This is a genomic window from Leifsonia sp. SIMBA_070, assembly GCF_046534635.1.
Classification (GTDB): domain Bacteria; phylum Actinomycetota; class Actinomycetes; order Actinomycetales; family Microbacteriaceae; genus Leifsonia.
The window spans coordinates 3,156,661-3,170,822 of record NZ_JAWRYK010000001.1 but is presented as its reverse complement, the minus strand read 5'-3'; the positions used below and the strand labels follow the sequence as shown (position 1 = coordinate 3,170,822).

Annotated in this window: 11 protein-coding genes; 6 read left to right on the top strand and 5 right to left on the bottom strand. The window is 69.0% G+C overall.

Annotated features, from left to right (window positions below; genetic code table 11):
* Window positions 1-11 precede the first annotated feature (11 nt).
* Window positions 12-1,061 (bottom strand): SDR family oxidoreductase, encoded by a 1,050-nt coding sequence (locus SB754_RS14930; protein ID WP_410783094.1) that lies wholly within the window; start codon window positions 1,059-1,061, stop codon window positions 12-14.
* Between SB754_RS14930 and SB754_RS14925 the strand changes: the two genes are divergently transcribed.
* Together SB754_RS14925 and SB754_RS14920 are read left to right on the top strand one after the other, a co-directional pair.
* Complete coding sequence (locus tag SB754_RS14925; RefSeq protein ID WP_410783093.1) at window positions 1,060-1,209, top strand: hypothetical protein; 150 nt, start codon at window positions 1,060-1,062, stop codon at window positions 1,207-1,209. The genes SB754_RS14930 and SB754_RS14925 overlap by 2 nt on opposite strands.
* 75 nt (window positions 1,210-1,284) lie before the next feature.
* Window positions 1,285-1,422 (top strand): hypothetical protein, encoded by a 138-nt coding sequence (locus SB754_RS14920; RefSeq protein ID WP_410783092.1) that lies wholly within the window; start codon window positions 1,285-1,287, stop codon window positions 1,420-1,422.
* A gap of 171 nt (window positions 1,423-1,593) precedes the next feature.
* Here SB754_RS14920 and SB754_RS14915 read toward each other — a convergent pair whose 3' ends face one another.
* A complete protein-coding gene (locus SB754_RS14915) occupies window positions 1,594-2,337 on the bottom strand; it encodes an SDR family oxidoreductase (protein ID WP_410783091.1) in 744 nt (247 codons plus the stop codon).
* Between the two features lie 55 nt (window positions 2,338-2,392).
* On the bottom strand, window positions 2,393-3,619 hold the full coding sequence (locus SB754_RS14910; protein WP_410783090.1) for an MFS transporter: 1,227 nt from the start codon (window positions 3,617-3,619) through the stop codon (window positions 2,393-2,395).
* A gap of 79 nt (window positions 3,620-3,698) precedes the next feature.
* Between SB754_RS14910 and SB754_RS14905 the strand changes: the two genes are divergently transcribed.
* Entirely contained in the window at window positions 3,699-4,574 is an 876-nt protein-coding gene (locus SB754_RS14905) for a LysR family transcriptional regulator (RefSeq protein ID WP_410783089.1), read from the top strand.
* 39 nt (window positions 4,575-4,613) lie between these two features.
* Here the strand turns inward: SB754_RS14905 and SB754_RS14900 are convergent, their stop codons facing one another.
* Window positions 4,614-5,618, bottom strand: a complete 1,005-nt coding sequence (locus tag SB754_RS14900; protein WP_410783088.1) for a TerC family protein — start codon at window positions 5,616-5,618, stop codon at window positions 4,614-4,616.
* A 294-nt stretch (window positions 5,619-5,912) separates the two neighbouring features.
* On the opposite strand from SB754_RS14900, the gene SB754_RS14895 reads away from it, so the two are divergent.
* On the top strand, window positions 5,913-6,815 hold the full coding sequence (locus SB754_RS14895) for a LysM domain-containing protein (protein ID WP_410783087.1): 903 nt from the start codon (window positions 5,913-5,915) through the stop codon (window positions 6,813-6,815).
* Window positions 6,816-6,899: 84 nt separating this feature from the next.
* Window positions 6,900-7,475 (top strand): VanZ family protein, encoded by a 576-nt coding sequence (locus SB754_RS14890; protein WP_410783086.1) that lies wholly within the window; start codon window positions 6,900-6,902, stop codon window positions 7,473-7,475.
* Here the strand turns inward: SB754_RS14890 and SB754_RS14885 are convergent.
* Window positions 7,472-9,040, bottom strand: coding sequence for a LuxR C-terminal-related transcriptional regulator (locus SB754_RS14885; protein ID WP_410783085.1), 1,569 nt, complete (start codon window positions 9,038-9,040; stop codon window positions 7,472-7,474). The genes SB754_RS14890 and SB754_RS14885 overlap by 4 nt on opposite strands.
* A gap of 375 nt (window positions 9,041-9,415) precedes the next feature.
* On the opposite strand from SB754_RS14885, the gene SB754_RS14880 reads away from it, so the two are divergent.
* Entirely contained in the window at window positions 9,416-13,993 is a 4,578-nt protein-coding gene (locus tag SB754_RS14880) for a hypothetical protein (protein WP_410783084.1), read from the top strand.
* Window positions 13,994-14,162 lie beyond the last annotated feature (169 nt).

Sequence of the window (14,162 nt, the reverse complement as noted above, 5' to 3'; positions counted from 1 at the left end):
GGTGGTGCGGTTCAGGCGTCCAGTGGGCGTCGGCTCCGTCTCGGATCGGTGGGGGAGGCGTCCTGGCGGAGTTCCGACCAGAACGGTGGCGCGACGACGGTGAGACCGCCGTCGACGACGAGGGTGTGGCCGGTGATGTAGCCGGCCGCAGGAGAGGCCAGGAAGCGCACGGCAGCGGCGACGTCGTCCGCGGTGCCGAGCCTCCCGAGCGGGATGCGCGAGGTCATCGTGTCGAGGTCGGGCACGCCGTCGTGGCCGTAGAAGTAGTGCAGCGAGTCGGTGTCGATGAGGCCGCCGTTGACCGCATTCACGGTGATGCCGTCCACGCCGAACTCGGCCGCCAGGTGGCGCACCCACGACTCGACCGCCGCCTTGTCGGAGCCGATGGCGCCGTACAGCGGGAAGGCGCGGTGGCTGCCGTAGCTGGTGACGGCGACGATGCGGCCGCCGGCCGGCCGCATCCGGTCGGGTGCCCCCATCCGCTCGGCGGCCCGCTGGGCCAGGAGGACGAACGAGCGCACGTTGGTCGCCCAGGAGCGCTCCAGGTGACGGGGCTCCAGCTCGACGGCGGGGCGGAAGGCAGAGGAGGCGGCGCTCGCGACGAGCACGTCCAGTCGCGTCCCCGGCGGGAACTCGTCGGCGAAGAGCCGGTCGATGTCCTCTTCGCTCTCCAGCTCGAGCCGGTGCGCCCGGGCGGTTCCGCCGGCGGCACGGATGCCCTCCACGACCTGCTCCGCCGCGTCGGCCTCCCGCCGGAACGTGAGCACCACATCCATCCCGTCGGCGGCGAGCGTTTCGGCGATCCGGCGGCCGATCCCACGCGAACCGCCGGTGACCAGGGCGCGAAGCGGCCGCCGGTCGGGCTGGTGCTGGGTGTCGTTCGTCGAGGCCTCCGTGATCTCGGACGCCAGTCTAGGCCCATCGGAGGGTGCCTCCGGTAGCGGAGGGGGCAGAGCGCGAGGGGCGGCTCCCGTCGCCTTGTCAATCCCTGCAGTTCGCGGTCGGGTCCGCGGATGCTGGTGGGGCCACGTTGAAACCGCCCGCCCGCAGGAGCCAGCCATGACCGCCATCCGTCGCCTCAGCCTCCCGATCGATGAGAGCGCCCGGAGCAATCCGCTCGATATCTGGGCACGGCGGATCGCCACCGCTGCCGGGGTCTTCATCGCTCTGCCCGTGATGATCGCGGGCGTCGTCGCGCTGGCGCGCTGACCCCGCTCGCCGATGGACCAACCGGGCGGATGGGGGTACCGTCGCGCGGTCAGGACACTACGGAAGGAACACGCCATGAGCGACGAGAAGAAGCGCCCCGACGCGGACGAGCTGCCCGACGGCGCGGGCTCCGACGGCAGCTCCCCCGAGCCCGGCGAGGACACCAACTCCGGCGGCGGCCCCGACGAGAACAAGGCCACCCACGGCGCCTAGCGCCTCCGCCCTCCCCGCGCCTCCGCCCTCCCCGCGCCTCCGCCCTCCCCGCGCCTCCGCCCACCGTCGAGTACACGATTTGTGCACGCTTGGAACGCTTCAAGCGTGCACAAATCGTGTACTCGACGGTGGGGGCTCGGCGCGGGGGACGGAAGCCGGGGGCGGAGCGGGTCAGCGACGGTGGAGCGGGCGGACGCTGAGGGACTCGACGGTTCCGGAGGGCGGGAGGTCGACGGCCGTGCGGACGGTCGCGGCCACCATCTCCGGGGTGATCGTGTAGGCGGCGTCGTACTCGTGGCCCTCGCGGGCGACCAGCGCGCGCTGCATGTCGGTGTCGACGCGGCCGGGGTGGATGCTGCTGACGCGCACGCCGTGCGGGCGCTCCTCCTCGCGGAGGGCGTCGGTGAGGGCGCGGAGGGCGAACTTCGATCCGGCGTAGACCCCGCCTCCCGCTCCGCTCGTGAACCCGGAGCCGCTGTTGATCGCGACCACCAACCCCTGCGCCGCCCGCAGGGCGGGGAGCGCCCGCCGGGTGAGGGCGGCAACGGCGAAGACGTTCACCTCGAACACCTGCCGCCAGGTCTCGGCGTCGGTCTCCTCGATCGTGCCGCCGTCCTCCACGCCGGCCGAGTGGACGAGCACATCGAGCCGCTCCGGCAGCGCAGGCAGTGACGCCCCGGTGAGGTCCGCCACCAGGTCGGCGACGTAGCCTTCGGCCGACGGCAGTTCGGCGACGACGGCCTCCACGGCGTCTGCATCCCGGCCGCCGACGAGGATGTGGTGCGTCCGGCCCAGCTCGGCGGCGATCGCGCGGCCGATGCCGCGGGTGGCGCCTGTCACCAGGGCGACTGGCCGCGATGCTTCCGGCCGGGATGCGTGGGGCCGGGATGCGTCGGCTGCGTCGGTGTTCGTCATGCCTTCGACCCTACGGCGGATGGCAACCGCCCCGTAGCGGTAGCCGACCCGCCGGTCAGGCGCGACGCAGCATCCGCAGGCCGGCGGGCACCGACAGCACCGCGATCGCCGCGACGAACACGACCAGCACCGGCACGAGAGGCCACAGGATGAGGGCGACTCCGACCAGCAGCACGGGCAGCGCGAGCCCGATGTAGGCCACCAGGAAGATCGCGGCCAGCACTTCTCCGCGGCGTTCCGGCGCGGCCAGCGATGCCGCCACCGCGATCGCCGAACGGAACTGCAGGCCGACACCCGCCCCGGCGAAGATGCCGCTGACGATGAATACGGGGAGGGAGGCGGCGAGCACGCCGGCGGCCAGCCCGCCCAGTCCGAGCAGCATCAGTACCAGCGCCAGCACCAGCTGGGTACGGCCGGACACCCGGGCGAACACGATCTGCGACACCGCGGAGGCGGCGAAGACGGCGAACGGCACGGCGCCGGCGAGCAGGTGGGAGGTCTGGTGCAGGGTCCCGGCGAGGACGCTCGGGGCCAGCGAGGTGAACAGACCGAAGACGGCGAAACCGGCGAACGCAGCGACGGCCGCCGCCGAGAATGCGCCGCGCGCCTCCACCGGGAGGGAGATGCGCTGCGGCCGGTACGCCGGCCGCTCCTCCGCCCGCTCGACCGTCTCGGGGACCAGCGCGACGGCCACGGCGGCGACGGCGAGCAGCACCAGGAAGACGGCGTACGGCAGCAGCAGCGGCTCCGGGAGGAACTGCGCGAACGCCCCGCCGATCAGCGGTCCGAGGGCCAGGCCGCCGGTGTTCACCGCCGTGCCGACCGTCCCGGCCAGCCGGGGCCCTTCCTCGGGACGCGCGATCGCGCGCAGTTCGCTGAGGTGCGCGGTGGCGCTCGCCGTGAGGGCGCCGACACCCACGCCGGAGAGCGTGCGGGCGACGATCAGCCCGGAGACGTCGTTCCAGACCAGGAACAGCGCCGCCGCGACGATCTCGAGGAGCACGGCGATCAGGATCATCCGCCGGCGCCCGGCGATGTCGCTCAGGTGCCCGATGAGGAACAGGCTGGCGATCACCCCGACCGCGTACGCGGCGAAGATGACGGTCACGACCCAGGTCGGGAAGCCGTCGCGCGCCTGGTACAGCGCATACAGCGGGGTCGGGATGGTGGAGAACGCCATCACCGCGAGGAACGCCGCCGCGATGACCCAGAACCCGGCGCCATGACGGAGGCGGAAGGGAGGGCGGTCGGTGGCGGTGCGGGTGTCGGTCAGGGTGCTCACGCAGAGAATGATCCTCCGGCGGCCCAATCGAGTCCAACGGAAATACCCGATGGTGAGAATCGACAAGTACGATGGCAGTATGGATGCCCGGCAGCTTGAATACTTCACCGCCGTCGCGGACGAGCGCAGCTTCACCCGGGCCGCCGAGCGGGTGTTCGCGGCGCAGTCGACCGTGTCGGCCGGCATCCAGAGCCTTGAGCGCGAACTGGGCGCGGCGCTGTTCGCGCGGGATGCGCACGGCGTGCGGCTGACCGATGTCGGTGAGGCGGTTCTGGCGGAGGCGCGCGCCGGTCTCCAGGCGATGGAGCGGATCCGCGAGCTCGCCGACCGGGAGGGTCCGCTCCGCGGTACCGTCCGCGTCGGTATCTTCACGAACCTGACGCGGGTCGACCTGCCCGGCGTGATGGGAGAGTTCCACCGCCGTCACCCGGAGGTCGACCTCCGTCTGGGCCCGTCGCCCAGCGGATCGTCAGGTCTGGTCGAGGACGTCCGTCAGGGGAGGCTCGACATCGCGTTCCACGGCCTCCCTGACGCCGTGCCCGACCTCCTGACCCGGCCGCTCGCGGTCTCCCCGTTTCTCGCCGTGCTTCCGGAGGCGCATCCGCGGGCCGGTCAGGCCTCCGTCTCGCTCGCCGACCTGGCGGACGAGCCGTGGGTGGATGCCCGCTCCGGCTTCGGCAACCGGGTCACGCTCGACCGTGCTTTCGCCGCTCTCCGGCTGAGCCGACGCGTGCCGACCGAGCTGGCCGATCTCGGCGAGATCCCGCGGTTCGTCGCGGCTGGCCTCGGGGTCGCCGCGCTGCCCGAGCTGACGGTGATCCCCGCGCCGGGTGCGGTGACGGTGCCGCTGGCCGAGCCCGTCGATTGGCGGCTTAACGCGATTGCGCGCGTCCGTCCGGGCCGTGCGGCCGACGCCCTCCTCGCCCTTCTGGAGGAGCGCATCTCCGGGGCGTGAGCCGCGCGCGGCGCCGGCGGCCGCCCCGTCAGCGCCCCGTCAGCGCCGCGCCGAGGTGTCAGCCGCAGTGACTTCCGCGTCCGCATCCTTCCGCGTCTTGCGGAGGCTGGCGACCGCCGCGACCGCGATGGTCGCGCCGATGAACGCGAGCGAGAACCAGATCGGGATCTCGGGGATCCACTCCACCGGATGGCCGCCGTTGACGAACGGGAGCTCGTTGACGTGCAGGGCGTGGAAGACGAGCTTCACGCCGATGAACCCGAGGATGACCGCGAGCCCCTGCGACAGATACACCAGGCGCTGCAGCAGCCCGCCGATGAGGAAGAACAGCTGGCGGAGGCCCATGAGGGCGAACGCGTTGGCCGTGAAGACGAGGTACGCCTCGCTGGTCAGACCGTAGATCGCGGGGATGGAGTCCACGGCGAAGACCACGTCGATGAGGCTGATGGCGACGATCGTGAGCAGCATCGGCGTGACGAAGCGGCGGCCGTCCTTCTTCACGGTCAGCCGGTCGCCGTGGTACCCGTCGGTGATCGGCAGGCGGCGCCGCAGGAACCGCATCGCCCGGTTGTCGGAGGGGTCGGAGTCGTGCGAGCCGAACGCCTGCCGCCAGGCCAGCACCAGCAGCAGCGCACCGAACAGGTAGAACACCCACGAGTAGTTCTCGATGAGTGTCGCGCCCACCGCGATGAACGCGCCGCGGAGGACGAGGGCGATGATGATGCCGATCATCAGCACCTTCTGCTGGAACGCCTTCGGCACGGCGAACGCCGACATGAGCAGCAGGAAGACGAACAGGTTGTCGACCGACAGCACCTTCTCGGTGAGGTAGCCGGCGAAGTACTGGCCGCCGAAGTCCCAGCCGGAGACGACCCCGATCCCGACGCCGAACAGCAGCGCGAGGGCGATGTAGAAGGCGGACCAGCGGGCGGACTCGCCGATCGTCGGCTCGTGCGGCTTGCGGACGTGCGCGAAGAACTCGTAGACGAAGAACGCGATCGTGACGGCGATCGTGACGATCCAGATGAGGGGGGTGACGTGCACCGGGGACTCCAAGGGGTAGGCGGGACGGACGCCCAAGGTCTCCTCCGCCCCGACCGCATGCTCGCGGTTCGGGACCAGCGGCCCGGCATGCGAATCGCATCCGTACTGACGGGCTCACTGCCGGCGGGAGTACTCCCCTTGATCCCTTCGATCGTAGCGGGCCAGCGCCTGGCAAGGGGCTGGGAACCTCCTCGTCAGAGGGCCACGCCGGTGTCCGCCCTCCTTCTCCAGCGTGCCTCCGGCCACGGTACGTCCGCGCCTGACAACCTGCTAGCATCCCCCGCGGGGGGAAGCATGGTCCAGAAGAGAACTCCGCTACGACGGCTCGCGCTCGGCGTCACGGTGGTCGCGGTCGTCTCCGCACTCGCCGGTTGCGCGCTGTTCGACAGCGGAGCGAAAGCGGTCTCGGCGCCGAAGCGCACGCCGCACACGTCGGCGTCGCCCACGCCCGGCAAGCCGGCAAAGACGCCGGGCGTCGACGCGTTCACGCGCTCGCCGTCCCCGTCGCCCACGCCGGCCGCGCCGCCTCCTCCGGCGCCCACGGTGACGCCCGTCCCCGCCGGGACCGTCGTGGCGCAGGGCCGCGTCGACTCGCCGAAGGGCAGCATCCACTACAACTACCGGGTGGTGTCGACGGGCGACAACATGTACTCGGTCGAGTTCTCCGGCTTCACCTCGACGGTTCCCGTCCCCGTGTCGGCGACGTTCCTGGAGGATCGTCCCTCCGTCGGCGACGGCCTGACCTATCACGGCATCGGCGACCACGACCTCGGCGGACCGACAACCGCTGCGGCGGCCGCCTCCTCCGCGGTTCTCGGGAAGAAGCCCTCGTACCTGACCACCCTGGTGACGTACTCGTCCGTCGGCTCGGACGACGGCGTGCCCGTCGAACTCGGCCCGAACAAGGTTCTCGCGGTGAACACGGTCTCCTGGTCCATCCCGGCGCGGCAGTCGAACGTCCATCCCGTGGATTCCGGCCCGCGCACCGGCGCGACGGGCAGCGTCTCGGAGACCACGGCCTCCGGTGCGCCGGCCCGCTACGTGGTCGCGCCGGGCGACACGTCCGATCTGGTCGCCGCCCGGTTCGGCATCCCGACGTCGTACCTGGTGTGGCTGAACGCCGACCGGGGCGTGTTCGACCAGCAGCAGCAGCTGTACTCATCGGTGACCATCAACCTCGACCCCGACAGCCTCTGACCGTCGGGAGGATCACTCCCGAGTCGTAGGGTCGCGCGACCTGCGGCGGACTCGGATGCGGCGGGGGATCCCTAGCGTCGAAGGATGACCTCCTCCGTCTCCGCCCGCCCGGTCCGGGCAACATCCCGCCTGCTGCCGAGTGTGCTGTTCGCGGCGTACCTGCTGGTGCTGGTCTGGGGGGTGCTCTGGAAGTTCGGGGTCCCCGATGTGAGCGGCGAAGGGGTGCGGGCGGTCAAGCTGGTGCCGTTCGTCGCAAGTGAGGGCTTCGGTGTCAGCAATCCCAGCGAGATGCTCGCCAACGTCGTGCTGTTCGTCCCCTTCGGCGTCTACCTCGCGATCCTCGCTCCCCGCTGGCGGTGGTGGAGGGTGGCCGCCGTCGTGGCGTCGGCCAGCGTCGCGCTGGAGGTCACGCAGTACGTGCTCGCCGTGGGCAGCTCGGACGTGACGGACGTCATCCTGAATACGACGGGAGCGGTGTGCGGGATGGTCGTCCTGGCCCTGATGCGTCGCCGGATGGGCGCGCGGGCGGTCCCGGTGGCACTCTGGGTGTGCGGGATCGCGACAGCCGTCGTGCTGCTCGGCGCCGCCGCGCTCCTGGGGTCGCCGTTCCACGTCGGGCCGGGACATGGAGGGACCGGTCACCTGCCGCGGCTGCGCTAACCGTGGTTCTTGCGTCGGAAGGAGACGCCCGCGTTCTTGGCCCACTGGACCGCGGCTGCCCGGGAGTTCACGCCGAGCTTGCGGTAGAGGTCCTGCATCGCGGATTTCAGAGTGTTGGGGCTGATGTAGAGCTCAGCGGCGATCTGTTGTATCGAAAGGCCGCTGCTCAGTAGGTCGAGGACGGTTCGCTCACGCTTGGTGAGTTTCGGCACCGCGATCTCCTCACTGACGGCGAGCGGTTCGCCGTGGATCGGCTCTCCTGCTTGATCGGCAATGGCGGCGAGGGTTCGCGCGGGGATGAAGGTGTACGCACTGAAGATCCGCTCCTGCTGGATGATCACATTTGCAGCCCGGAACGATTCGGACGCGGTGGGGAAGTGGCCGAGCTCGTGATGGGACGCTGACGCCACCAAGAGCGCCGGCGCCTCGACCCGCGGAGCGGCGGTCAGGCTCCGCGCTTCTTCGCTGCTGGCGAGGGCCTCGGCGAACCGGCCCTCGAAGTATGCATGCGCCGCATCAAGGAGCGGGTCGAGAGCTGTCCCGGTCGGGATGAGAGCGATGTCGCCGCGCAGTCGTGGCCGCGCCCGTGCAAGCCGAGAGCGGGCAGCTTTGATGTAGCGGGCGTCGGCGCCGCCGAGGTGCACTTCCGGGTGCCGCTCGAGCTCGCGCTCGAGGCGGGCGTCGACGGAGGATGCCCCCGGCTTGCCGTGCGCGAGCAGCGCCGACACCCAGAGGGCGGCCGCCCATTGCTCACCGAGGGGGAGGCCGAGCGCCCGGCCGAGGTCGACGTGTGCGGTGGGATCCTGCCTGTCCTGCTTGAGCAGGGCAGAGGCCAGGAACAGGATCACGTCGTAGCGGCCGTTGGTCGCTGGTTCTGCCTGTGCTCGGGCCAGCCACACGTCTGCGTCGTTGAGCCGTCCGCGGTCGGCGTGAGCCCACGCGATGTGGCCTGCGGCCCGGCGCGCTATCACCGGCTGCCGGGTGAGGCGGGCCAGGTCGTACGCCTCCTCGTACTCAGCAAGAGCGCCGGATGCTTGGGCCGCGTCGAGAGTGCGGCCCCACTGGAAGCGAAGGTGGGGGAGCGAGCCCACCATTGCGCCCCGGTCGGCCGACGAGATCCTGTCGAGGATCGCTTTGGCCTCCAGCACGGTCCGCCGCGCCTCATCCAGCCTCCCGGCGGTCCGATCACTCGCAGCCTTACCGGTGAGCAGTATGAGGGTGTCGAGGTTGGCTGACGCTTCCGGGTCGGGACTCGGGGTGAGCCGGCCGTCGTGGAAGAACCGCCGCGGTTCCCCGTCGATGACCACGTGCTGCAGGTAGTTCGCGGCAACACTCAGGCTCGGCATGTTGACGAACGCTTCACCGGGAAGAGCTTTCAGAGCAGCAAGCAGATACTTCGGGGCAATACTGGCGAACGCGTCCCAGTGGCTCTCGATCACCGAGTTCGCCGCTTCCCAGCCGTCGCTGGCGGCCGTCTCGGCGACGAGCACCGGTAGGTCGAACGGTCGCACCCGCGGGTCGACCGTTGAAGGGTTCGCGTCTTCGGACTGCTCGTCAGAGGTCATCGTTCACTCACCGGAACAAGCTTGCCAGCTTTACTAACGATTCAGATTTCCTGCGGGAGAACGGGCGACTCGATGCGTGTGTCACCCGATCGAGGGGGCGAAAGGGTCTTGGATTGCCGCACGCCAAGCTCAGCGAGTGCACCCCGTTTGGGGGTAGCAAGTAATGGAGTTTGAGGGGTTTGGGGGTGGACTTTCCGACGTGACCACGACGTCGGCGTGTCACGCCCGATTAGCTAAGTCCTGAGTCGGGGGCCGTGTCCCCTTCGGATATTCGGGGAGGTCTCTGTGGGGACGCACAAGAACGATGCACAGATCGGTAAGGGTCTGTCGCCTCGGCGGCGAAGGCTGAAGCGGCACAAAAAGCGGACGCGCGTTATGGTGAACCGCTTCACCGCCGGCCTTTCCGGCGTGCTGCTGGCTGTGACGGGCTTGTCGTTCGCGGCGCCGGCTCTCGCCGCCCCTGTGTACGAGATCACCGCCAAGTGGGCGGATGGATCCCCGACGACCGTGAAGTCGGGCGATGTCGTCACCGCAGAGTGGCGGGTGAACGTCAACGACAATGCGGCGGCCCCTGCGAACGACCCGGTCGACAATGTGAACTTCACGCTGACGATCGTCAACGGCACGTTCGAGGAGCTTCCGGCCTCCTGTCTGACCACGGGGGTCACCCCCGTTTCGAGCATCTCTGCCGATAAGCAGACGATGGTCTGCAACCTCGGCACGAAGGACGAGGGCACCTCCCATGTGATCCAGACGCCGATCCGTGCCGATGGGGCCACCGGTTCGCAGATAACCGGCACGGGCACGATCCAGGGTGACAGCGCCGACCTTTCCCCGATCGACATCAAGAACCTGTTCGGCATGGACATCCGCTGGGGCGTCGCGACGAACGCTTACAGCCTGCAGGGTTACCCGGCGAGCCCGACCGTCGACCTCGATCTCGAGTGGACGCTGAGCAAGGACAAGCGCAGCGCCGATGGGCCGCAGACGGTCACCTATGACCTGACCACGAGCGGACCCTTCTCGAGCATCTCGGTCGGAGCTCAGGGATGTACTCCGTTCACCTCCGGCGTCGCGAACGGGCATCCGTGGTCGGGTGGTAGCCACCCCGCCGAGGCGATGGTCCAGCCGGTGACCACGTGCACCTTCCAGAAGCTCACCGCGAACACGTTCCGCTTGACCCTGACCGGCATCAACTACAACCCGGCCACCCCCGCGACGAATGACTCGACCGGTGGCGGTCTTCCTGCCGACCAGGTGGCTTTGGCGAGCGGTTCGATCTGGCTGCACCTTGTCCCGACTAGCGCTGGATCGATCAGCCTGCAGTCCACCGCGCCGACGTACACGTCTGCGGCAGGTACTGACACGGCTCAGGATGACCCGTCGAACAACACGGTCACGAAGACCTGGTTCTACCCGGGCACTTTTACCGATCCGTGGGACCGCGCCTATACAGGCTCCGGCGGCAGCAACTACGACAACACCTACGTCGTCTCACCGGGCACCACCGTCCAGCAGGCCCTGGTGACCGGGCTCCCCGGCTTCGACCGTGCCGACACTCTCGGTATCGGGATGTGCGCCCCGATCGACACCAAGTACCTCACCTTCAAGGACTTTTTCCCCGCAGGTACGTGGCCAGGGTCGGTGATCTCCTACTACGTCGGGAACGACCCGACAGTCAACCCCGCCAGTGCCTCGTACGACCCGCAGGCGTTCCCGAACTGTGGTGGGACCACAGGTTGGACCACCACGCCGCCAGCGGATCCGAGTACGGTCAAGGCGGTTCGCGTGACTATGACGCAGGGTCAGGCCGAGTCGTGGAACTCGATCAACGCTGCCTGGAAAGTCCGCTACGTGGTGAAGGACAATGCTCCTGTCGGTCAGGACATCTGGAACTTCATGCTCACCTCTTCGGACGGCACCACCTGGACGAACACCGGTGCCGGCGCATGCGCCGCGCCCACTCCGGGCAAGCGCTACCCATGCACGGTCGGCGCCCTCCGAGACATGGTGCGCATCGTCGCCGCCACGCCGTACATCGAGAAGACCGCAGACCGCGGCGCGGTGAACCCTGGGCAGGCCGCCGGGTTCTCGCTCACGTACTCGGCTAACGTTCCCTCGAACCTCCCGACCTCCGTCGATGGCTACCAGATCGTGGACACGCTCCCGGCCGGGATGACGTATGTCGATGGGTCGGCCACACCGGCCCCGACGGTGTCGACCAACGGGTCCGGCCAGCAGGTGCTGACCTGGGTGATCGATGGTGTGACGACGAACGTCGAGTACGCGTTGACCTACCAGGCTGTCGCGGCCCCCACGGTCGCGCCCGGCACCGTGCTGCAGAACTCTGCAGTGGCGACGGTCTCCGGGACCAGCTCGGTGCCGGCCACGGCTCAGGTGACGGTCGCGGCGAACGGTTACACGTCGATCGGCAAGGCCGCCGACACGCCCTTCATTCCGAACGTGAACGGTGATGGCAAGGGCGACGGCTCCTGGACGGTCACGCTCCGGTCCTTCGATCCGACAGCTCAGGCCTTTACGGACACGATCGACATCCTCCCGTACAACAACGACAACCGGGGCACCAGCTACACGGGAAGCTACGCACTGACCGGTATCACCCCGGCCGCCGGCTCGACGGTGTACTACACCACGGCAGACCCGGCCACTCTGTCCGATGACCCGGCCGATCCCTCCAACGGTGCCGCCGGCAACCCCGCAGGCAACAGTGTGGGATGGAGCACCACCTTCACCGCCAATGCCACCGCTGTGCGCGTCGTCGGCCCGGCACTGGCACCGGGTGCTACGCAGCAGTTCACGGTGAAGATCGCCACGAACGGGGTCAAGGGCGGTGACCGCCTGGTGAACCGGGCCCAGGCTCGCGCTGAGCACTCCGAACTGGTCATGCGCACGTCGGCGCCGATCTCGATCGCCAACTACTACTCGGCAGCGCTGAAGAAGTACGTGCAGGCCCTGGACGGGACCTGGCATGACGCCAACACCGTCGACGACTACCCCGCCTTCAAGGTGGGGGACACGATCAAGTACCGGATCGTGGTGGAGAACACCGGCCAGGGCACGCTGACGAACATCGTGGTCTCCGACGACAAGCAGCCGCAGCTCGGAGCGTTCACGATCGACTCGCTGGCGCCCGGGGCGACCCAGTCGCACGAGTACGAGATCGTCGCCACCGGTGGCGAGGGCGTCAACACGGCCTGTGCTGCCGCTGACGTGCCCGCCGACTCGGGGGTCACGCCCACGATCAACTGCGACCCGGCTGGTGTCGACGTCGTGGATTACAGCGTGGTCAAGTCGTCCGACCCGGCCTCCGGTTCCACCGTCAAGCCCGGCCAGGTGATCGACTACACGATCACGGTCACCCAGAAGGGCACCATCCCGGCTGTTGCTGAGCTGCACGACGCGTTGGCCGGCGTGACCGACGATGCCATCTACAACAACGACCTCGCTGCCGATCTCGGCACGGCGACGTTGAACGGGGCCATCATCGACTGGAGCGGAACCATTCCGGTCGGGGGAGTGGCGAAGATCACCTACTCCGTCACGGTGAAGGACGCTGCCGCGCTCGGTGATTCGAAGCTCGACAACGTCGTGACCTCCCAGGGATGTGTCCTGCAGGCCGACTGCGAGACCACCCACCCGGTGGGTGACTATGAGTACTCGAAGACTTCTAACCCGGCTCCCGGGACGGCGGTCACGGTCGGGCAGATCATCACCTACACGGTGAATGTCCACCAGATCGGGGCTGTCGAGCAGAAGGATGTCACCGTCACCGATGACCTCTCCGACGTGCTCGACGACTCCACCTGGGTCGGTGACGAGAAGGCCGACTCAGGCACGGTGGCCCGTTCCGGGAACACGCTGACCTGGAACGGCGACCTCGCGATCGGTCAGACCGTGACGATCACCTACTCGGTGAAAGTCATCCACGGCAGCGGGAACCTCACGCTGAACAACCAGGTCACCTCCGAGGACGGCACCTGCGTGCCGGCGCCGGACCAGAACCCGGACTGCCGCACCGTGCACCCGATCGGCGGATTCGACTACTCCAAGATGTCGAACCCGAAGTCGCCGTCGAGCGTGAAGATCGGTGACACCATCACCTACACGGTGACCGCTGCCCAGTTCGGGCCGGCAGCGTTCCCCGGCGCCACTCTGGTCGACGACCTCAGCGGTGTGCTCGATGACGCCACCTACAACGACGACGCTCAGGCCACGGCCGGCACGGTGGTCCGGGATGGCAACTCGCTGACGTGGACCGGTGACCTGGCTGTCGGCCAGACGGTGACGATCACCTACTCGGTGACCGTGGTCGGTGACGGTGACACCACCATCCGCAACGCGGTCACCGCGCCCAATGGCGGTGGTGAGTGCGTGGCCGCCCCGGATGGGACTCCGAACTGCGAGACGATCCACAAGTACGGTGGCTACACCTACTCGAAGACGTCGAACCCGAAGTCCGGCACGGAGGTGAAGGTCGGAGACCGCATCGACTACACCGTCACGGTCACCCAGACCGGTGAGGCGCCCACGCATGGCACGGTGGTCGACGACCTCTCCAAGGTGCTCGATGACGCGTCGTGGGTCGGAAACGAGAAAGCCACGGCAGGCACCGTCGTGCGCAACGGCGACACGCTGACCTGGAGCGGTGACCTCGGGGTGGAGCAGGTGGTGACGATCACCTACTCGGTGACCGTCAACGGCAACGGGGATCAGAAGATCCGCAACGTCGTCACCAGCCCGGACAAGACCGCGGCCTGCGTGCCCGCGGCCGATCAGAACCCGGACTGCACCACCAGCCACCACGTCGACCCGCCCGCGCCCGGGCTGGCCTCAACCGGTAGCGACATCGCCGGCTGGCTGCTCCTGGCACTGGCTCTGATCGGTGGCGGCTTCGGGGCTGTGGCCATCCGCCGACGCCGCACCGCGGAGTAATAGGAGAACACGATGAGGTGGGCCGGCGGAAGAGATTCCGCTGGCCCACCGACTTGTCAGCGGAGAGGACGATGAGCCCGAGACTCCACCCCTACGCGCCTCCCACGGGATGCCTGAGCGGTCCTCGCCGCAATCCCCGAGCGCCAGCCGCCAGACCGTGAACGAGCTG